This is a genomic window from Tardiphaga robiniae, from assembly GCF_013359755.1.
In the GTDB taxonomy this organism is placed as follows: domain Bacteria; phylum Pseudomonadota; class Alphaproteobacteria; order Rhizobiales; family Xanthobacteraceae; genus Tardiphaga; species Tardiphaga robiniae.
This window is the reverse complement of record NZ_JABMCJ010000084.1, coordinates 12090-30586: the sequence shown is the minus strand read 5'-3', so window position 1 is coordinate 30586 and position 18497 is coordinate 12090. Positions and strand designations below refer to the sequence as shown.

Here is an 18497-nt window from a genome sequence, read left to right as displayed (position 1 = left end):
CTTTCGACGATCCCCACCGATAACGCCCCGCATGTCGTTCGGACTGACTGAGCCCGATTCCTGCGTGGTCTCTAGGACATCAAATCGCGCATGGCATTACCTGCCAAGTTAGAACCTCTACACACTAGAATCGTTAAAATCGCAGGAGCGTACCGAGCGGCAATTTGTGGATAGCCGGATCAAGTCCGGCCATAACGAACGAGAGGCGAGAGCTTTCGCTCTCGCGCCGCCGGAATGACAGCTACTTGCAGCCGAAGCTCCCGCCTGTGTCACTGCTCCACCATTCCACACTGTCCGCAACGGATAGACGCAAGCCGGATAGCTCAACTTGCTGTCGCGCGACGTCAGTGCGATCTCGCCGGGAGCCACACCTTTCTCGACCCAGTCCGTCAGCGCGGTGAAGAACTGATCCTGCTCACGCGTCGGCGTCTGGTTGGCATTGCCGGGTAGTTTCGGCAGCGGCACGGAGTCGTTCTGGCCGCCCACGGTATAGGCGCGGCCCTGCGAGCTGTGGGCCGAACCGGGCAGCAGATACATCCGCATGAACCTCTGCACCTCGGTATGACCGCCCATCTGTGCGGCGACGCGCTCGTGATAGTTGACATTGCCGGCGGGCGGGATCGCGTCATCGACAAGGCCGCTATAGACGATGATCTTGCGACCGAGATCGCGCAACTTGCCGAGATCCGCCTTGTCAGTGCCGAGATTGCTGAACAGGGTGGGCTGCAGGGCAAGGTTCTTGTTCACCGTATCGGCCAGACCGGCATAGCTGAGCTCCTGCCACTTGTTGCGTTCAGTGGTCGAGCCGTTGTTGAACGGAATGTCCGACGGGTTGGTGGCGCTGGCATCGGCGGCGTAGCGGACGTCCTGCAGGGCCAGGGCCACGCTGCCGGCGGCTGTACCGGTGATCTGGCTGCCGATCGCCGTGGTCCTGGTGAAGGCCCACCACACCTGTTTCGTGCCGAGCACCTTGCCACTGCGGCTGTCGGAGCTTTGCGCGGCGTCATAGCTGCCATCGGGCGTTGCGCCGAACCAGATCCTGTCGAGCGCCATCGCTTCCTTGATGCTCATGCAGGTTGCCGCATCGGCATTACTGCCGGTAACGCCCTGGCCAGCCTCGCCGCTGCAGAGAGCTGCGGCATCGCGTGCGGGATCGTAATCGCAGGCGAACGGATCGAGCAGGAAACCGATCCCGGCTTTGTCGCAGGCTGCGAGTGCGCGTTTGTTGGCGGCGTCGATCTTGGTGGCAAAGGCGGTGGCTTTCGGCTTGTCGAGTGCTGTGAAGCCGAGCTCGGTCTTCATCACGATCTGCGGATACAGCGCAGCCGTGCCGAATTGCGGGATGTTGAGCGCCGGCTGCGCGATCATGTAGCCGTCATAGAGCTCGGGATAGTCCTGGGCGATCTTCATGCCCTGCCGGCCACCCTGCGAGTGGCCGTCGTAATAAGCGTAAGCCGGCGCCTTGCCGTAATAGAGCGTGACGAGCGCCCTGGTCTTGACGGCCTGCTCCACCATGGCGCGGACCGAGAAGTCGCGGAACGCCTCGACATTGACCTTGCCGTCGGAGAGGAATGTGAAGGAGCCGTCCTGATACCAGGGTTGTCCTGCATCGGTGGTGCCCGAGGCATAACCCATATTGGCGTTGACGAGGGCGGGCACCTTGCTGCCGATCTTGTCGGCAGTGCGATGGCCACCGCCGACCCAGCCGCCGCCGCCGTAATTGCGGATGCGCGTATTCCAGTTCGACGATGTCGGCAGCCAGACCTCGATGCCGATGCCCTCGGACCAGGAGCGTGCAGTCTTGTCCTTTTCCGCCGTGAAGCCTGGCCCCACCAGAAGCTTCACAAGGCACATGTCCGCCGCCATGGTGATCGGGCGGGGCGAATCCTGTGCGACCAGTTCCTCGCCCTTTTTGATCGCCCGCACGGCCACCACGGTGGTGGCCTCATCGGGATGAAATGCAGTCTTGATACCGTCGTCGCAGCCGAGCTGTTGTGCGGAAGCGGGGGCGGTGGTGCCGCATAGCGCGGCAAACAAGGCTATCGCCGTCACGATGGCACGCGCGCGGTTGTCATCATGGACGATGTGGGGGGCTGTCGACATGGCGTTTCCCGTCTGTTTTATTTTTGAGTTGGGGTGAGTTCTCCTCACTTCGCCCCTGCGATCAACTACCAAAACGATGTCGGAACGTAACATTATGTTAAAAAAGGCCCGCGGATTGGGCCTACAGCGATGTGATTTGACCCCGTATGGTCGCCTGCTATCCACAATGATCCGCTCTTGAACCCCTTCTGCCGCCATGGACCCCCGCATGACCACGCGCCGACAGGTGATGAAGCTCGCCGCCTTCGCTGCCAGCCAGACCGCGCTGATGGGCGCGGTGCGGGCCGAGGGCGGTGTCGATTCCGGCCCGGCCGCGTTGTCACCGCTCCCCTTCGCGCAGCAGACGCCGATGCGGATCGGTGCCGCCGCGCTTCGTGTCCGCGACCTCGGCAAGATGCGGACCTATTACACAGACCTGCTGAAGCTCGACACCATCAGCACGGACAAGACCGAGGTCGTGCTCGGCGTCGATGGCGTGGCGCTGCTGCATCTGATCCATCGGCCCGATGCGCCACTGGAAGCGCAGACCACCGCGGGGCTGTTTCACACCGCGTTCCTGATGCCGAGCCGCGCCGATTTCGCGCGCTGGCTGGTCCATGCTGCACTGGCGCGCACGCCGTTCGATGGCTTTGCCGATCATCACGTCAGCGAAGCCTCCTATCTCACCGATCCCGAGGGCAACGGCATCGAGGTCTATTCGGACCGGCCGCCATCGGCGTGGAAATGGACCGGCGACATGGTCACTATGGGAACCGACCAGCTCGACATCGACAACATCGTGGCGCAGACGGACACAACCCGCGATCAGTATCACACCGCGCCGAAGGCGCTGCGTATCGGCCACATGCATCTACGCGTCGGCGATGTCGCGCGCGGGCGCAATTTTTATGAGGGGCTGATCGGGATGGAGCCGACGCGGCTTGGCCGGCCGGGTGTCGCATTCCTGTCGTCTGGTCGCTATCACCATCACATCGGCATCAACACATGGCAGAGCGCCGGCAGTGGTCCGCGCAACGCGCAGGAGACCGGGCTGGCCTGGTTCTCGCTCCGTATTGCCGATGATGCTGTCATAACTGACCGCAAGCGCCGTCTTGCGGCGGCGGGCCTGTCAGGCGAGTCGATTGCAGATGGCATTATGATCGCCGATCCCTGGGGCACTCAGGTGCGGCTCGTGAAAGCTTAAGATTGAGAAAGATTCGGCCGGTCTGCTGTCGCGCGCGACAGGCCTACGCCTCAGCCAATTCGAAATATCGCGGCGCGTCGCGCCAGCCATGGGCCGCAGCATGGAGTGCCTTGGCGCGATAATCCAGTTCGAGATCGCAGAGCATGCCGCGCATTTCCAGATCGCTCTCCTCGCGGGCGAGGCGGTTGCAATCGTCCGCGCGGTCTCTGAAATAATTTTCTGACATAATCATCGGTATCGTTTTCCATCGGCTTCGATGGAACTTCGCCGCCCGGTTTGGCGAAGACGTGGCGGCATGCCATCAAATACGTGGCAGTTCCCGCTTTTTGCGTTGCGAAAGATTGCGCAGCAACGTTACGGCGCGCCGTTGGCGCCTGCGGTCACGGCGTGCGACACGAGCGCATGAGCGTCGGTGATGCCGCCGGCCGCATGGCGCACGATGGTCTCCGCCATCATCGCCTTCGTCGCTGGGGTGCGATGCTGCACGGCGATCTGCTGCACAGCGATATCCAGCACCTGGCGCAGCGTGGCCACATAGTTTGCGTCGAACTTCGGTGTCGGGTCGGTTGTCATGATACACTCCGTCGTCTCGAGCTGCGCGGACCATGCTGGCGCATTGGGGCGTATCTTGGCCCGTGCGATGAAACGTGGATGACGGCTGGTGACATTGTTTTGAAGTGTGGGCGTGAACCTTCACGCGGTGTTGCGCGACATCGCGTCGCGCGCATTGCGCTGCACACCAGAGCGCAAAAAGGGATCGATAAAATCTTTAGCGAGTGTGAAGCCACGATGACGTCGCGTGCACATTCGCGCGATCGATGACCCCCTGCCATTTCGCTGAATGGGGGCTTGATAAAGCGCCATTCCCGAATGCGGCCTATCGTGCGCCGGGGCGTCGGTTCGCGGATATGTGTTGCACGGGCGCCTTGGAGCAAGGCGTCCGTGCTCCGCTTATGGGCTCGCGGCTTACCTCAGCGAGATGGCGAGGCCCGAGAGATCGGCATTAACCATCAATCCGGTCTGGCGGCCGCTGAGTTCCAGCAGCGCGCCTTTCTCGTTGGTGAGCACGATGGCGCTGACGCCGCGGCCGACGGCAGCCCCCGCGCCGCCTGCGCCATAGACGCCGGCCACATCGCCCGGGCTGTTGATGCGGCTGACGCGGCCGGACAGATAGGTCTGCGACGCGCCGAACACCAGGCCCGCGCTCAAGCCGCCGATCGACAGCGGATAGGTCCGCCCGCGAAAGGTCAGCGTGCCCGAACCGCCCGACGCGCCGATGAACCAGCCGCCCTTCAGCACATTGATGCGGATCGTGCCGCTATCGGCGAAAGCTGCGGAGGACAGGCTTGCGCCGATCAAAGCGAGGGCGGCGACGAGGGTGGTGCGGAAAAGCGAGCGCGACATGGGGGTGTCCTCCGAGGGATGATTCGTTGGCGCAAGGCGAGGCCGGCACAATTCAGCAAAATGGCCGCGGGGTCCATGGGCCTTCGGCGCTGGGCGGGCGGCTAGGGCGCTGCAATTGACAAATGCAGGCCCCACCAAACACACTCGACCATGGCCAGGACCGTCCTCTTCCTCTGCACCGGCAACTACTATCGCAGCCGCTATGCGGAAGAACTCTTCAATCACCTGGCGCGCCGTGCCGGTCTGGACTGGGAGGCGACGTCTCACGCCCTGGCCATCGAGCGGGGCAAGGACAATGTCGGCCCGATGGCGCGGCAGACCATCGACGCTCTGACCATCGACGGCATTGCGCCCCTTGGCGCGTCGCGGATGCCGGCACCCTGTACGCATGATGCGCTTGCAGCGTCCGATATGATCGTGGCCGTGAAGGAGGCCGAGCACCGCACCTTGCTGGTGACGCGCTTTCCGGGTTGGGAAGATCGCGTGACCTATTGGCGCGTGCATGACATCGACGTGGCGCCTCCCGACGTCGCGCTGGGCGAGCTGAAAACGCATGTCGCGCGTCTGGTGCGTGAGCTGGCTGAACCTCCCCATACGAGTCTGATCGCTCCCGCCATGTGGCAACTCGTCGAGCGCCATGTGGGGCAGGTCGGCTATAAAGGCGGCGTCAAGTCCGAAGGACTTGCGTGGGATCCGCCGGTCATCGATTGCTCCGGCTGGGCTGCGCTGCTGCTGTCCAGTGCGATGCAAGCGATGAATGATGCATCCAGAAGCGGCGTCTTCAGCGCCGGTGAGATTGCCGGGATTTCGACCTGGTCCGATCGCATGATCGAGGTCATCGAGGCTCGCACCGGTTTTATTCTCGAAGGCGATCGGATCGATCTCGAAAGCCTGCCGCGCTTTGCCACGATCGGCTTGCGACAGGGGGGCGGGGTATGGGCCGCGAACCATCCGCGGCCACGCGGGATCACCCATGTGGTCCAGATCGTGCGCCGCCCTCATGACGATGCGCCGTTCGTGACGGAAGCGCAGGGCTGGGCAACGCCCTCTGGTCTCCGGTTGCTGCCGCTGGCGGATTGGCTTGAGATCAGCCGCGCGTGGCTCAAATCCGGCGAGGCGTGGGCGGTCGATCCGTTTGCGCCGTGCGTGCGTCGCGCAGGCGTGGCGTAAGGCCAACGCCTGTGAACTACGAAGCCCGCGTCAATTGATGCTGTGAAAGAACCACTTCACCAGTAACACGCCGCTGCCGACCGCCACAACCACGATCCCATAGCCGGTCAGGACGTCGGCCTGCGTGCCGCCAAATGGCCACAACTCGGCAACGCAGAGGCCGATGGCGAATGTCAGCGCGGAGTAGAATAGACAGCCGCGCTCTTCCGGCTTTGACGCCAACGCCTGCATGATGAATTCCAGAGGGGGGCTTGGCTCGGACATCGACTAACTCCTTTCGATCAGTCGGCGAGCGCGACGATCGGGTTCAGCCGTATTGCGGCTGCTTTGCGCCTTGTTGCGTGAACCTGGTGCGCAGTTATCCCGACTTATCGCCACCGTCCCACGGCCGCATCGGCCAATCACGAGGCCGCTGCCGTGACACCCCTTGAGCAAGTCGATCACCGCATCCGCGTGCTTGCCGCACGCATCCATGCGTCCGAGGAGCTGCTGCCGGGGTATCGGCATGTCGATTCCGGCCGTGCGCTGATCGAGCATGACGGGCACTTCCACTACATGTTCGTCGAACGCGGCGAGCGATACGACATGCGGACCACCGACGATCTCGATGAGCTGATGTACTGGACTTTCGAGACCATCACCTTGGCGATGGCCGGAAACTATGAACTCATGCACCGCAATTCCAACGCCGGCGATATCAGGCGCCTGCGTTTTGCGCATCAGCTCGCATTGCTGGGCCGGCTCGATCCTGCATGGGCGGATCGCTGCCGCGCCGGACTCGACGATATCCTCTCGCGTCATCCTTATGTCGACGGTCGTTGATCGGCATGCATCGTTGCGAAAGCAGACGTGATGTGAGCAATGGGCGGCGCGACAGGCTTTGTTATGTCGGTCGATCCCAAAACAGGCCAATTGTTCTCATTGGCGGTGCCGCGTCGGTCACCGGATGTGACGCTCCGCCAGCCACCAGTAAGCGAGCGCCGCGAGGCTCCCGCCGCAGGCCGCTGCGGCGATCAGCCCCCATTCGGTCGGGAGTGAGGAGCCAATGGAGGCGCTGATGCCGAAGAAGCCGCCGCCGGTGATGGCGCCACCGATCATGCACATCGCGGGCGACATGATCCCGACCCATCGCGCAAAGAGGATTCCGGGCAGGGCGATGAAAACGGTGGCCTTGAACGAACCCGCCACGCCGAAAACGAGAGTCAGCAGAGCCGTCGTGACGACCGCGCCGAGATGCGCGGCGAGTCCGCCGGTGGGCCGAAGGCTGAGCTGCAGCAGAACTCCCGTGGCCAAAGGCGCGATGATAATCGCCGCGATCAGGCCAACGATCATGCGCCCGATGTCGATCAGGCATTGCGAGACGCGGGACATGGGAGGGGTGGGGATATCAGACGTCGGAGGCATGACGCTTGGTCGATACATCCGGCAGGAATGTTCAATGCGGCGAGTGCCGTAAGCGCAGCCCGGATGGGCATCGCAACAGGCGGGCTACGCTGTTGAGGCAGGGCAACGCCGCCGAGTTTCATCATGCGCAGTTATATCTCTGATAACAATGTTGTCGTGGAATGATCGTAAGCCATTTAGGCCGTACGAGATCAAATGCTGGCGTCGCATGAATAAGTCACCACTCACCCGTACAGAAGGCATCCTTATTCTGGCTGCTATCGCCGGCGCCGTCTGGATGTTTCAGTATTGGCGTCATAATTTGTCTGAATCGGCACAGAAGCGTCAGCAGGTACTGGATGCCTACAATCTGAAAAGAGAGAAGGATCGCAACGATCCTCCGAAATATCTGAAGCCGGAAGCACTGTAACATTAGCGCGTAGGATGGGTTGAGCTCTTCGCGAAACCCATCAATGCCGCAAGATGGGTATCGCTTCGCTCAGCGCCGGCCCGTCATATTGCGCTCAATTCTTTCGATACGCGCTTCAACGCCTTCAGGCCTTCTGGATCGGACGGAGCCAGTCGCGCGTGCATCTTGAAGTCAGCCAATGCCTCTTTCAGACTGCGTTTCTTCTCCCACGCCATGCCGCGGTTGTAATAGGCTTTGGTATCTTTCGGATCGAGCCGGATCGCCTGGTTGAAGTCCGCGATGGCCCGGTCGAAATTGCCTTTGGTGCCCCAGGCGTTGCCGCGGTTGACGTAGGCAGCCCCATGTTTCGGATCGAGCTGGATCGCCTGATCGTAGTCCGCGATGGCCCGATCGAGGTCACCCCTGCCGCTCCAGGCGCTGCCGTGGTTGTAGTAGGCGTCAGTATCTTTCGGATCGAGCTGGATCGCCCGGTCGAAGTCCTCGATGGCCCGGTTGAAGTCGCCCTTGGCGCCCCAGGCGCTGCCACGGTTGGCGTAGGCGAGCCCTGATTTCGGATCGAGCTGGATCGCCTGGTTATAGTCCGCGATGGCCCGATCGAATTTTCCGCTGTGGTACCAAGCGTTGCCGCGATTGTTGTAGGCAGACGGATAGGTCGGATCGATCCGCATCGACTCGTTGTAATCCGTCATGGCGTGGGTGAGGTCGCCCTGTGCCCGGTACGCCCCGCCGCGACGCGCATAGACCCGCGCGAGGCTTCGACCCGTGTATTGGTGCGAGTCGATGGTGCGCGTGCACCCCGCGACCGCGAGGTCATCCGACAGCTTTATGCAGGAATCCGACTCGTCTGCGGCGGCCACTCCCGGCAACCCGGCGAGAAGCACCACGCCCATGCATGCGAACAACCGGTATGTTGAGAAGCGCATCTGCATCGCATGTGGTCTCCGCACCTTGTCCGGAGCAGCCGGGATACCCGACCGCCATTCCCCGGACGCTCATTTGTCCCTTGGTCGGGGTCGCAGATCAAATAGTTCATCAGCGATGATTGGATCCTCGGTTTCCGCTTCGGGTCATTGTTCGGGACCGGAAAGAGCAGCAGATCGAACGGCTTCGGTCCAGCAGCGACGAGTTCGGGCGCCTCGCTTGAGCTCGCGCTGATCGGCGTCCAGGCAATCATTTTTGAATGAAAACTGCACGTCCGCGCGTCGATTGCACAAGAAGCCAAGGAAAACTCAACGGCAATTCAAGGTGCCTACAAGGCTTTCCGGCCCGTCCGCGCGCATTCTGGCAGTGCTTTCAGGAGCAAGGCCACGGATGGCCTGAACAATCGGAGGAAAGTCATGAGGATTATCGTCATGGGCGGTACGGGTCTCATCGGACACACACGAACCCTTGCTGCGGGTGCACGTCCATGACCAAGCCTCACGATCGTTCGAATGACCCGGCAGCCGCATCTGAGGCGCCCCAGGAAACTCCGTCCCATGCCGAGCGGCCTTCTGCCGGTGCGGAGATGTCCCGCGTGCTCGGGACCACACCATTTCATATGGCTTTGGATTCCTCCGGTGCCGGAATCACCCACTGGAAACATGAGCCATTGCACGACGTCGTCGAGCCGATGACCCATCACGTCATCATGGCTTACAACGGTTCGATGCAGCGCATGGAGCGGCGGTCAGGAAGATCGGTTGCGATTGGAACGTTTCGTCCCGGGGTTGTGATCATCATTCCAGAAGGATCAAGCTCCCGATGGGATATTCCGAAACCTGTCGATGTCGTTCAGCTCTATCTTCCGCACAGAATACTCGAGCGCGTTGCCCACGAAGCCGACATCGCCGCTCCTGGCGACCTTTTGGAGCGAACGGCGCATCCCGATCCCATCACATCGCGGTTGCTTATAAGTGCGGCGGACGTCCTGGAGGGCAATGCGGCCCTGGATGCCCTGTTCAGGCAGCAAGTGACGGATCTTCTGGCCACGCGCCTGCTGGCTGCGCACACCGGCGCGCCAACCACGTTCCAGCAGACCATGGGCGGGCTGGCGCCGAAGACGCTGCTACGTGCCATCGAACGTTTGCGCTCGGACAGCGATACGGACGTCTCTCTTTCCGCCCTGGCCTCGGATGCCGGCCTATCGCGCTTTCACTTCTGCCGCGCCTTCAAGGAAAGCACCGGGCTTTCGCCACATGCCTGGTTGCGCCAACACCGGCTCGAGCAGGCCATGAACATGCTGCGCGACACCGACGCATCGGTCGTGTCGGTGGCTGCGGCGCTTGGCTATGCCTCGCAGACAGCGTTTGCAGCGGCGTTCAGGAAGCTGACCGGCGAAAGTCCAAGCGATTGGCGCCGACGGACGCGTTAGCCGCAATCTCTCGACAGGTACGTCAATCGCTCTGGGGCAGTTGCAGATCCGATCGGCTAGATCATCACCGTGCCCACGCCAATAACGGACGGAGACAGACAATGGCCTGGAAGACCTTCGTCGACCCACTTGCAATGATACCGCGACGGAGGGTCGTCACGAGCTCTCTGATATATGGACTTTCACTGACCATTCGACTGACGACATCGACGGGCGAAGAGGCCGAGAAGCCAGCGCAGCCCGCCCAAGACAGCACCCCCTCGTTGTCCATCATCGTGAGCGATGACATCCAGGCTTTGAACGACCGGCCGCTGACGTTCGCACAGCCGATCATCTTTCATCGTGACCGGCCGCTGGTTCCGCGAATCTGCCGCGCCGAATGTGAACGTCCCATGCAACTGGCGTCGATGCTGGACTGTACCCCTCCATAGGGGCTCACCTCGTCGTTTCCCGTCTTCGCGTCATCGTTGATCGCAACAAATTTGCCGCAGGTGAGAAGCGGCGCGGTGACGCGCGTACTGCCGAGCAACTTAAACCCAAGGAGAACATCACATGCGAATAGTCATCATAGGCGCCGGCTTCGCCGGCATGTACGCCGCATTGTCCGCAGCCCGCCTGCGCGACATCAAGGGCGTTTCGCCCGAAGAGCTCGAGATCGCGCTGGTCGCACCCGAGCCGACACTGGTCATTCGCCCGCGGCTCTATGAGCCGAAGCCCGAAACCTTGACGGCGCCTTTGCTGGATGTCCTCAAGGCCGTCGACGTCGTCTATATCAAAGGCAGCGCCGAGACGATCGACACCGCATCCCGCACGGTGCAAGTCGCGACCGCCAACAATAGGCGACAGTCGCTCTCCTACGATCGGCTGGTCGTGGCGACCGGAAGCCGGTTGTTCCGTCCGAATATTCCCGGCCTCGCGGAGCATGGTTTCAGCGTCGACAATCTCGACGATGCGATCGCGCTCGACAAGCATCTGCATGGCCTGGCTAACCGGCCGGCGTCGAACGGACGCGACACCATCGTCGTAGCTGGCGGCGGCTTCACGGGAATTGAAGCCGCGACCGAAATCCCGGCGCGGCTTCGCGCGATCCTCGGCAAGGACGCCCGGCCGCGCGTCATCATTGTCGAACGAAACAGCGCGATCGCTCCCGACATGGGCGAGGGACCACGTCCCATCATCGAGGAGGCGCTGCGCAAGCTCGGTGTGGAGACCCGGCTCGGTGCCGGCGTTGCCTCGCTGGATGCATCCGGGATCACACTGTCCGACGGCGAACGTATCGAAACCGAGACCGTGATCTGGGCGGCAGGCATTCGCGCTGCGCCGCTGACCACGCAGATCCCAGCCGAGCGCGACAATTTCGGCCGGCTGCTGGTCGACCGCGATTTGCGCGTACCCTCGGTACCTGGCGTCTTTGCCACGGGCGATGCCGCCAGAGCGGCCAGCGACGATGTCGGCAATTACGCGCTGATGTCGTGCCAGCATGCGACGCGGATGGGCGCCTTTGCCGGCAACAATGCCGCCGCCGAATTGTTGCGCATGGCGACCAGGCCATATCACCAGAAGGGCTACGTCACCTGTCTCGACCTTGGCGAAGCCGGCGCACTGTTCACGCGCGGCTGGGATCGCAAGGTCGAGATGGTTGGCGACGTTGCCAAGAAGACCAAGCAGGAAATCAACACCGTCTGGATTTATCCGCCGAAGCCCGAGCGTGCTGCCGCTCTCGCCTCGGCCGATCCGGAGCATGTGACCGAAGTCTAGCCACCCCACACAAGAAAGGACCGCGCTCCATGCAGGAGCGCGGCCAGCTCTCACCATCGATCAACCAGGAGGACTCACAGATGACACAGACGATTCAAAAAACTCAGCAAAATACCCAGAAGGAGAAACACATGAACCTTGATACGACATCAGCCCCCGTCAAGTCGGGGCGTAACGAACTCGTTCCGTCGCGCTATGCAGTGAAAATCGGCGACATCGACGTGCTGGTGGTCAGCGATGGCGTGTTGCCACTCCCAACCTCCATGTTGGGACATAACGCAGACCCCGCCGTTCGGGCCGCCTGGATGCGCGACATGTTCCTGCCGCCGGACGCTTTCGACTGGCCGCTGAACGTGGTCGTCGTGCAGAGTGGCGAGCAGACCATTCTTGTCGACGCCGGGCTGGGATTGGACCCGGACCTGCATTTGCCGCGGGCCGGACAACTGATCCAGCGATTGGCCGCTGCCGAGATCGATCTTGCATGCGTCACCGATATCGTGCTGACGCACTTGCATATGGACCATATCGGCGGACTGCTCGTCGAAGGGGTGAAGGATCAGTTGCGTTCGGATCTGCGAATCCACGTGGCTGCCGCCGAGGTCGAATTCTGGAAAGCGCCCGATTTCTCTCACACCCAAATGCCGCCCGGATTCCCGGACGCGCTGCGGGCGACCGCCAAGCGGTTCATGGCCGAATATGGAAAGCATTTTCGGACATTCACGGACGAGCACGAACTGGCGCCGGGAGTCATCGTACGTCGGACCGGCGGCCACACGCCCGGACACAGTGTCGTCCGCCTGGCATCCGGCGGTGACGCGCTGACCTTCGCCGGCGACGCCGTGTTCACGGTCGGGTTTGACCAACCCGATTGGCACAACGGTTTCGAGCACGACCCCGAAGAAGCAGCGCGCGTGCGGACCCTTCTGTTGCGGGAGCTGGCGGCAACAGGCGAATTGTTGGTCGCGACCCATCTGCCATTCCCGTCCGCCGGCCACGTGGCGATCGATGGCGACGCGTTTCGCTGGGTTCCGATCTCCTGGGACTACTGATCGTTTGCCGGGTTAAGACCGGGGCGCGCCCTCTTGGCGTTCATGCGTGCGCGCCCTGGTTTTAGCAGCGCCGATTCAGATGGACTGCAGCGTCGTGGGGCCAAGCCGCGTCATCTTGGCAAGAAGGAGATTGAAAATGCAGAGTGAAAAGGTCGTGATTGTAACGGGCGGCAGCTCCGGCATAGGGAAGGCGGCGGCGCTGCGCTTCGCAAGGGAAGGCAACAAGGTGTTCGTGACCGGCCGCCGTTCCGGCCCAATTGAAGAAACGATTGCCGAGCATGCGAACATAGCCGGCATGGTGGCGGATGCAGCCTCCGCCGAAGATGCCAAGCGCACAATCGCCAAGACGATCGATCTTTGGGGCAGGGTTGATGCCCTGGTCAACAACGCGGGCGCAGGTGCAATCCTTCCGCTGGCAGACGCGACAGCCGATCGGATCATGGATATTTTCTCCGTCAATGTGCTCGGCCCAAGTCTCCTCGCCTCTGCTGCTCTTCCTCACCTAAAGGCAACACGGGGCACGATCGTTAATGTCTCGAGCACTTTCGGTCACAAGCCGGTGGCTGGACTGTCTCATTACGCCGCCAGCAAGGCGGCTTTGGAGCATTTGACGCGCTGCTGGGCGCTGGAGCTTGCACCACTCGGCATACGCGTGAACGCCGTGGCGGCAGGGCCTACGGAATCGGGCGCGCTGACGGGCATGATGGGGCTCTCCCCGGAACAGGCTGCGGCAATCAAGGAGCAGGAGCGTGCGCGCATACCGCTCGGGCGGCGCGGCGTTCCTGACGACCTGGCGGAATGGATCGTGAGGCTTTCGAGTCCCGCTTCGGAATGGATGACGGGCCAGGTTGTTGCTGTTGATGGCGGCCTGGGACTGGCTTAGGTGCTGTTGATGTTGCGGATGAACGTGAGCTGCTCGCAAAAGCACGACGCTGCTAGCTAGCGTTTTCGATTGATGCATCGATCAGAAAAAAGGCGGTCCGCGATTGCGCGGACCGCCTCCTTTATTCATGGCTTGAACGTGAAATCCGGTCCGAGCGCCACCTCAGCCGGAATGGGCGGCAGATCGGCGAATAGTTCGGGATGCTTCTTCATGACGTTCAGCATCGGCTTGGCGTCGATGTTCTTGGTGACGTCGAATGTCGCCTTCAGCACGCCCAGCCGCTGCAGCCGATCCTGCGCGCTCCAGAGTGCCTTGTAGCTATTTGCCGAAAGACGTCGATCAAGCTGCTGGACATTAAACTCCATGGCGGCTTCGGCGATCTCCGGCTTCAGGCCCGGAATCCAGCGGGTGCCGATCTGCGCGGCGGCCTTGGGATTTTTGCGCATCCACTGGTCGGCCTGTGAGGTCGCGGCCAGGAATTTCTCCGTCGATTCCGGATTTTTCTCGACCCAGGACCGAAGCGAGACGACATAGCCGAGATAGGCGATGACATCGCCGCCGCGGATCACTTCGAAGGCGCCGGGGACGTCCTTCTGCGCGATGATCGGCCACGGATCCCAGCCGGAAAACGCATCGATGCCCTTGGCGAGCAACGCGACCGTCATATCCGGCGGCGGCGTGTTGACCAGCTGGACGTCGTCGGGCTTGAGCCCGGCCTTCTCCAGCAGTGCCAGGATATAGAGATGGTTGACGGTGCCGAAGGAGGTCGCGATCTTCTTGCCCTTGAGGCTCTTGAGGTCACCCTTGACGATGCCCGATCCCTCACGGGCGATGATCGCCATTGTCGCGTCCGAACCGGACTTGGTGGCGCTGCCGCTGTAATTGCCGAGCGCCACGAGATCCATGCCGCGCAGCACGGCGCCGATCATCGGAACGCCGACCTGCAGGATCTCGGTCTCGCCGGCCTGCAGCGCATTCAGCGCATCAACGCCGGTTGCGTAGGGGCGCGCAATGGTGACATCGAGACCCTGCTTCTCGAAGTAACCGCGCTCCAGTGCCACCGGGATCGCCAGCATGTCGATGGCGCTGACCATGCCGACATTCAGTTTCGTCAATGTCTGCGATTGTGCGGGCACGCAAGCCAGCATCACGGCAGTTAAGGCCCATAATATGCGTTTCAAAATCAGTCCTCCTCCTTGATTGGCCCCACGCTCGTGACCCAGTAAGGCCGGGCAACCGCGTTGAGGTCCGTTCGTTTCACACCCCTTAGTCCGATGGAATGATCGTCGGCTCCGGCGATCCGCCCATACTTCTGAAACGCCAGAACGTGAAAACGCTCCGGCGTAAACGGCATATCGATCTGGATATTGACCTTGTCGGACGCGCCGGCGAGCTCCTTGGAAATCTTGCCCGGCGCCTCGATGCTCAGCCAGCCCTGAAACGCGGCCCACACGGCGATGACAGCGAGCACCACACGCCCGCGGGTCGAACGAATGACATCTCGCGCAATACTCATGCGGCCCGCACCATTTGCAGCACCTGCGCCGATAGACGCTTGAACGTTTCATCTTCGATCAGGTGATCCCAGACGCGCGGACGCGGAAGATCGACCTTGATCTGATCGAGCACGCGGCCCTTGGACAGCACGACGACGCGGTTGGCGAGGAACACGGCCTCCGCCACATCGTGTGTGATGAAAATGACGGTCGGCTTGCGCTCCTGCCAGATCCGCGTCAGCTCTTCCTGCAGTGTCATGCGGGTCTGCGCATCGACGCTGGCGAACGGCTCGTCCATCAGCAGCACGGCCGGATTGTTGGCCAATGCGCGGACGACGCCGACGCGCTGCTGCATGCCGCCGGACAGTTCATTCGGGTAGCGATCCGCGGCATGCGAGAGGCCGGCGAGCGCGAGATATTCCCGCGCAGTGCGGTCGCGCTCGTCCTTTGGCACGCCCCGCATCTTCGGGCCGAAGCCGACATTCTCCAGCACCGTCTTCCACGGGAAGAGGGCGAACGACTGGAAAACGACGCCGCGATCCGGACCCGGTCCCTTGACGAGATTGCCGTCGATCAGGATTTCATCACCCGTATAGGGGATGAAGCCCGCGATCATGTTCAGGATTGTCGTCTTTCCGCAGCCGGAGGGACCGACGACGGAGACGAATTCGCCCTGCTCGACGTCGAGCGAGACGTCGTGGACGGCGGTGACCTGCGATCCCGCATAGGGATCGAAATAGGTCTTGCGAAGATTTTTCAGCGACAGTGTTTTCATGACGTAACCAATCCCCACCGCTGGCCCGTTGCGCGCTCGATCGGCGCAAGGATCCAGGCATCGACGATGTACCAAAGAGTGCCGAGAACGATCATGCCGAGCAGGATCTCGACCGTTGAGCCGGCACGACGTGCATCGAACATCATGAATCCGATGCCGCTGGTGCCGACGATGATCTCCACCGCGATCAGCGCGCGCCAGCCATAGCCGAGGCCATTGCGCAGGCCGGTAATAATATTCGGCAAAGCGCCGGGCAGCGTCACTTCCCACAGCACCCGCATCGGCGAAGCGCCGAGGCTCTGGGCGGCACGGGCCAGATCGCGGTGCACCGACTGCACGCCGAGCACGGTGCTCAGCACGATCGGAAACAGCACGGTGTAGACGATGACGAACGTCATGGTGGTGAGGCCGAAGCCGAACCAGATCAGCAGGATCGGCAGCCACGCAATATCGCCGATGGCCTGAAAGAACAGCAGCACCGGCCAGCAGATGCGATGCGCGAGGCGGCTGGAGCCGATCAGGATGCCGAGCGGAATACCCAGCGCGACGCCGATGGTTGCGCCGAACAGCAGCCGGATCAGACTGTCCTGCAGATAGTCCGGCAAAATTCCCTTGTAGGTGAGGGAAATGAACGACCGCATCACATCCACCGGCGCCGGGAAGAAGGCGCGCGGAAACATGCCTGAATTGGCGACAATGCTCCAGATCGCCACCACGGGAATAAATGGCACGATGGTCGCGATAATTGGCCACCGATGCGTCGTGCGCACGTAGCCGCTCCAGAATCTCAGTGCAATGTTCATGTGCGCCTCACCAGTCCCCATCGCTCGATCGTCGCGCGTTCCAGCGGAACGAGCAGCAACCGGTCGATGAATAGCCACAGCACGCCAATGACGATCATGCCGAGCACGATCACTTCGGTGCGATAGAAGTCACGGGCGACGAACAGCATGTAGCCAAGTCCGACATTGGTCGCGATCATCTCCGCCGCGATCAGGCCGCGCCACGCGAAGCCGAGCCCGGTGCGCACGCCTGTCACGATATTGGGGAGCGCACCCGGCAGCAGCACTTCGGTGAGCAAGGCCCATCGTCCGGCACCGAGCGACGCGGCTGCATTGCGGATCGTCATCGGAATGGTGGAGACACCAAGCAGCGTGTTGTAGGCGACCACAAAGAAGACGGCGTTGAAGATCACGAAGATGATGGCGCCGAAGCCGTAGCCGAACCACAATGTCGCGATCGGTATCCAGGCGATGCCGGCAAGCACAGAGAAGAAGCGAAACAGCGGCGTCAGAAATGCCGAGACCGCAGGGCTCACGCCCATGGCGATGCCAAGCGGAACGGCGACGAGCACGCCGAGAAACGTGCCCAGTCCCACACGCAGCATGCTCGCGCCGATGTGGCGGATGAGCGAGCCATCGCCGATCGCGGCAACCGCTGCTTCCGCCACCGAGCCGACCGAGGGAAAAATCCGCGGATTGACATTGAACAGCGGGACCACGATCGCCCAGATGGCGACGAGCACCAGCAGGGGCGCCACGAACAAGGCTGCGCCCACCAGCGAGTTCATGCCGCGCCAGGCGACGCGGGACCGCACTTTTTGACCGGGCGCAACGAGCACGCGACCTCCCTTTGACCAGCGTTCTGGCCGCTTTGTTTTTATCTGCGAGGCTCTCGGCTACGCAGTTTAGTACTCAAATCTCGTCTGCGAACGGCGGCACTTCGCCGCCGCCTGATCACGTCACGGCATATCCGCCGTCGATGACGAGGATCGTCCCCGTCACAAAAGAAGCCGTCGGCGAGCACAGATAGAGCACGCCGCCCAGAAGGTCCGACGGCTTGCCCCAACGGCCCAACGGCGTGCGCCCCAGAATGACCTGACTGCGTTCCGGGCTGGCCTGCAGATCGGTCGTCAACGGCGTCGCGATCCAGCCCGGCGCGATCGCGTTGACGCGAATGCCGTCATTCGCATAGGCGATCGCCAGCGATTTCGTCAGTTGTGCAATACCGCCCTTGCTGGCGGCATAACCGGGAACGAGACCGCCGCCGAAGAACGACAGCATGGATGCCAGATTGACGATCGCGCCCTTGGAGCGTGCCAGCAGCGGCCGCGCGGCGGCGCACATCCGCATGGTGCCGTTGAGATTGATATCGACGACCGACTGGAAAACCGCGGGGTCGAGTTCTTCGCTGCGACGAATAACGCCGGCGCAATTGACGATCACATCGAGCTCGCCGAGCGAGCCGACAAGGGACTTGATCGCGCTGTCGTCGCGGACGTCGAGCTGATGCGCCTGAGCCTCGCGCAGCACCGAATCCGAACGCGCCCGCTCGATCTCCGCAGCATTCACGCCGGTCGCGATGACCTCCGCGCCGGCCTCAACGAAGCCGCGCGCCAGGCCCGCGCCGATCCCTGACGTTCCGCCCGTCACCAGCACGCGTTTTCCCGCATACCAGATCGACGCCCATGCGGCCGACGGAATCTCCTCGATCATGTTGGCTCCGTCTGC

The 18497-nt window shown here is 62.2% G+C and carries 22 protein-coding genes; 9 read left to right on the top strand and 13 right to left on the bottom strand.

Annotation, left to right across the window (positions count from 1 at the left end; all coding sequences use genetic code 11):
- Positions 1-117: 117 nt before the first annotated feature.
- Positions 118-2103 (bottom strand): tannase/feruloyl esterase family alpha/beta hydrolase, encoded by a 1986-nt coding sequence (locus tag HP556_RS14885; RefSeq protein WP_175367550.1) that lies wholly within the window; start codon positions 2101-2103, stop codon positions 118-120.
- A 208-nt stretch (positions 2104-2311) separates the two neighbouring features.
- Between HP556_RS14885 and HP556_RS14880 the strand changes: the two genes are divergently transcribed.
- A complete protein-coding gene (locus HP556_RS14880; protein WP_175367549.1) occupies positions 2312-3286 on the top strand; it encodes a VOC family protein in 975 nt (324 codons plus the stop codon).
- A 43-nt stretch (positions 3287-3329) separates the two neighbouring features.
- On the opposite strand, the gene HP556_RS14875 is transcribed toward HP556_RS14880, so the two are convergent.
- From HP556_RS14875 to HP556_RS14865, 3 genes are all read right to left on the bottom strand, one after another.
- Positions 3330-3518 (bottom strand): hypothetical protein, encoded by a 189-nt coding sequence (locus HP556_RS14875; protein WP_068731284.1) that lies wholly within the window; start codon positions 3516-3518, stop codon positions 3330-3332.
- Positions 3519-3640: 122 nt separating this feature from the next.
- Positions 3641-3859: a hypothetical protein gene (locus tag HP556_RS14870; RefSeq protein WP_068731389.1), complete on the bottom strand. Its 219-nt coding sequence runs from the start codon at positions 3857-3859 to the stop codon at positions 3641-3643.
- Between the two features lie 393 nt (positions 3860-4252).
- Positions 4253-4690 (bottom strand): lipid-binding SYLF domain-containing protein, encoded by a 438-nt coding sequence (locus tag HP556_RS14865; RefSeq protein ID WP_068731288.1) that lies wholly within the window; start codon positions 4688-4690, stop codon positions 4253-4255.
- A 150-nt stretch (positions 4691-4840) separates the two neighbouring features.
- On the opposite strand from HP556_RS14865, the gene HP556_RS14860 reads away from it, so the two are divergent.
- Positions 4841-5860: an arsenate reductase/protein-tyrosine-phosphatase family protein gene (locus HP556_RS14860; RefSeq protein ID WP_175367548.1), complete on the top strand. Its 1020-nt coding sequence runs from the start codon at positions 4841-4843 to the stop codon at positions 5858-5860.
- Positions 5861-5890: 30 nt separating this feature from the next.
- On the opposite strand, the gene HP556_RS14855 is transcribed toward HP556_RS14860, so the two are convergent.
- Positions 5891-6124: a hypothetical protein gene (locus HP556_RS14855; protein WP_175367547.1), complete on the bottom strand. Its 234-nt coding sequence runs from the start codon at positions 6122-6124 to the stop codon at positions 5891-5893.
- 153 nt (positions 6125-6277) lie between these two features.
- On the opposite strand from HP556_RS14855, the gene HP556_RS30255 reads away from it, so the two are divergent.
- On the top strand, positions 6278-6682 hold the full coding sequence (locus HP556_RS30255) for an Imm63 family immunity protein (protein WP_175367546.1): 405 nt from the start codon (positions 6278-6280) through the stop codon (positions 6680-6682).
- A gap of 117 nt (positions 6683-6799) precedes the next feature.
- On the opposite strand, the gene HP556_RS14845 is transcribed toward HP556_RS30255, so the two are convergent.
- Entirely contained in the window at positions 6800-7231 is a 432-nt protein-coding gene (locus HP556_RS14845; protein ID WP_210269198.1) for a hypothetical protein, read from the bottom strand.
- A 241-nt stretch (positions 7232-7472) separates the two neighbouring features.
- Here HP556_RS14845 and HP556_RS14840 point away from each other — a divergent pair, with 241 nt between their 5' ends.
- Entirely contained in the window at positions 7473-7673 is a 201-nt protein-coding gene (locus HP556_RS14840; protein ID WP_175367544.1) for a hypothetical protein, read from the top strand.
- An 83-nt stretch (positions 7674-7756) separates the two neighbouring features.
- On the opposite strand, the gene HP556_RS14835 is transcribed toward HP556_RS14840, so the two are convergent.
- Positions 7757-8602, bottom strand: coding sequence for a tetratricopeptide repeat protein (locus HP556_RS14835; RefSeq protein ID WP_175367543.1), 846 nt, complete (start codon positions 8600-8602; stop codon positions 7757-7759).
- 479 nt (positions 8603-9081) lie between these two features.
- Here HP556_RS14835 and HP556_RS14830 point away from each other — a divergent pair, with 479 nt between their 5' ends.
- The 5 genes from HP556_RS14830 to HP556_RS14810 all read left to right on the top strand — a co-directional run bounded on the left by HP556_RS14830 (position 9082) and on the right by HP556_RS14810 (position 13716).
- A complete protein-coding gene (locus HP556_RS14830; protein WP_175367627.1) occupies positions 9082-10026 on the top strand; it encodes a helix-turn-helix domain-containing protein in 945 nt (314 codons plus the stop codon).
- 101 nt (positions 10027-10127) lie between these two features.
- Positions 10128-10457, top strand: a complete 330-nt coding sequence (locus tag HP556_RS14825; RefSeq protein WP_139285859.1) for a hypothetical protein — start codon at positions 10128-10130, stop codon at positions 10455-10457.
- A 121-nt stretch (positions 10458-10578) separates the two neighbouring features.
- On the top strand, positions 10579-11784 hold the full coding sequence (locus HP556_RS14820; protein ID WP_175367542.1) for an NAD(P)/FAD-dependent oxidoreductase: 1206 nt from the start codon (positions 10579-10581) through the stop codon (positions 11782-11784).
- A gap of 80 nt (positions 11785-11864) precedes the next feature.
- Positions 11865-12833 (top strand): MBL fold metallo-hydrolase, encoded by a 969-nt coding sequence (locus HP556_RS14815; protein ID WP_420878667.1) that lies wholly within the window; start codon positions 11865-11867, stop codon positions 12831-12833.
- Positions 12834-12969: 136 nt separating this feature from the next.
- On the top strand, positions 12970-13716 hold the full coding sequence (locus tag HP556_RS14810; RefSeq protein ID WP_175367541.1) for an SDR family NAD(P)-dependent oxidoreductase: 747 nt from the start codon (positions 12970-12972) through the stop codon (positions 13714-13716).
- A 125-nt stretch (positions 13717-13841) separates the two neighbouring features.
- On the opposite strand, the gene HP556_RS14805 is transcribed toward HP556_RS14810, so the two are convergent.
- The 6 genes from HP556_RS14805 to HP556_RS14780 all read right to left on the bottom strand — a co-directional run bounded on the left by HP556_RS14805 (position 13842) and on the right by HP556_RS14780 (position 18482).
- Positions 13842-14897 carry an ABC transporter substrate-binding protein gene (locus tag HP556_RS14805; RefSeq protein WP_175367540.1) on the bottom strand — a complete coding sequence of 352 codons (1056 nt, stop codon included), beginning with the start codon at positions 14895-14897 and terminating at the stop codon, positions 13842-13844.
- Positions 14898-14899: 2 nt separating this feature from the next.
- Positions 14900-15232, bottom strand: a complete 333-nt coding sequence (locus tag HP556_RS14800; protein WP_092138836.1) for a hypothetical protein — start codon at positions 15230-15232, stop codon at positions 14900-14902.
- Positions 15229-15987, bottom strand: coding sequence for an ABC transporter ATP-binding protein (locus HP556_RS14795; RefSeq protein WP_175367539.1), 759 nt, complete (start codon positions 15985-15987; stop codon positions 15229-15231). Before HP556_RS14795 ends, HP556_RS14800 begins: the two co-directional genes overlap by 4 nt.
- The gene (locus tag HP556_RS14790; RefSeq protein WP_175367538.1) at positions 15984-16790 is read right to left on the bottom strand and encodes an ABC transporter permease; all 807 of its coding nucleotides are present in this window, start codon (positions 16788-16790) and stop codon (positions 15984-15986) included. The genes HP556_RS14795 and HP556_RS14790 overlap by 4 nt, the downstream gene beginning before the upstream one ends.
- Positions 16787-17608 (bottom strand): ABC transporter permease, encoded by an 822-nt coding sequence (locus HP556_RS14785; protein ID WP_309947350.1) that lies wholly within the window; start codon positions 17606-17608, stop codon positions 16787-16789. The genes HP556_RS14790 and HP556_RS14785 overlap by 4 nt, the downstream gene beginning before the upstream one ends.
- A gap of 115 nt (positions 17609-17723) precedes the next feature.
- Positions 17724-18482 carry an SDR family NAD(P)-dependent oxidoreductase gene (locus HP556_RS14780; protein ID WP_093759962.1) on the bottom strand — a complete coding sequence of 253 codons (759 nt, stop codon included), beginning with the start codon at positions 18480-18482 and terminating at the stop codon, positions 17724-17726.
- Positions 18483-18497: the final 15 nt, after the last annotated feature.

Coding starts and splice junctions, on each gene's coding strand:
- HP556_RS14885 (WP_175367550.1), bottom strand. CDS start 2,103: ATGTCGACAGCCCCCCACATCGTCCATGATGACAACCGCGCGCGTGCC.
- HP556_RS14880 (WP_175367549.1), top strand. CDS start 2,312: ATGACCACGCGCCGACAGGTGATGAAGCTCGCCGCCTTCGCTGCCAGC.
- HP556_RS14875 (WP_068731284.1), bottom strand. CDS start 3,518: ATGATTATGTCAGAAAATTATTTCAGAGACCGCGCGGACGATTGCAAC.
- HP556_RS14870 (WP_068731389.1), bottom strand. CDS start 3,859: ATGACAACCGACCCGACACCGAAGTTCGACGCAAACTATGTGGCCACG.
- HP556_RS14865 (WP_068731288.1), bottom strand. CDS start 4,690: ATGTCGCGCTCGCTTTTCCGCACCACCCTCGTCGCCGCCCTCGCTTTG.
- HP556_RS14860 (WP_175367548.1), top strand. CDS start 4,841: ATGGCCAGGACCGTCCTCTTCCTCTGCACCGGCAACTACTATCGCAGC.
- HP556_RS14855 (WP_175367547.1), bottom strand. CDS start 6,124: ATGTCCGAGCCAAGCCCCCCTCTGGAATTCATCATGCAGGCGTTGGCG.
- HP556_RS14845 (WP_210269198.1), bottom strand. CDS start 7,231: ATGTCCCGCGTCTCGCAATGCCTGATCGACATCGGGCGCATGATCGTT.
- HP556_RS14840 (WP_175367544.1), top strand. CDS start 7,473: ATGAATAAGTCACCACTCACCCGTACAGAAGGCATCCTTATTCTGGCT.
- HP556_RS14835 (WP_175367543.1), bottom strand. CDS start 8,602: ATGCAGATGCGCTTCTCAACATACCGGTTGTTCGCATGCATGGGCGTG.
- HP556_RS14830 (WP_175367627.1), top strand. CDS start 9,082: ATGACCAAGCCTCACGATCGTTCGAATGACCCGGCAGCCGCATCTGAG.
- HP556_RS14825 (WP_139285859.1), top strand. CDS start 10,128: ATGGCCTGGAAGACCTTCGTCGACCCACTTGCAATGATACCGCGACGG.
- HP556_RS14820 (WP_175367542.1), top strand. CDS start 10,579: ATGCGAATAGTCATCATAGGCGCCGGCTTCGCCGGCATGTACGCCGCA.
- HP556_RS14815 (WP_420878667.1), top strand. CDS start 11,865: ATGACACAGACGATTCAAAAAACTCAGCAAAATACCCAGAAGGAGAAA.
- HP556_RS14810 (WP_175367541.1), top strand. CDS start 12,970: ATGCAGAGTGAAAAGGTCGTGATTGTAACGGGCGGCAGCTCCGGCATA.
- HP556_RS14800 (WP_092138836.1), bottom strand. CDS start 15,232: ATGAGTATTGCGCGAGATGTCATTCGTTCGACCCGCGGGCGTGTGGTG.
- HP556_RS14795 (WP_175367539.1), bottom strand. CDS start 15,987: ATGAAAACACTGTCGCTGAAAAATCTTCGCAAGACCTATTTCGATCCC.
- HP556_RS14790 (WP_175367538.1), bottom strand. CDS start 16,790: ATGAACATTGCACTGAGATTCTGGAGCGGCTACGTGCGCACGACGCAT.
- HP556_RS14780 (WP_093759962.1), bottom strand. CDS start 18,482: ATGATCGAGGAGATTCCGTCGGCCGCATGGGCGTCGATCTGGTATGCG.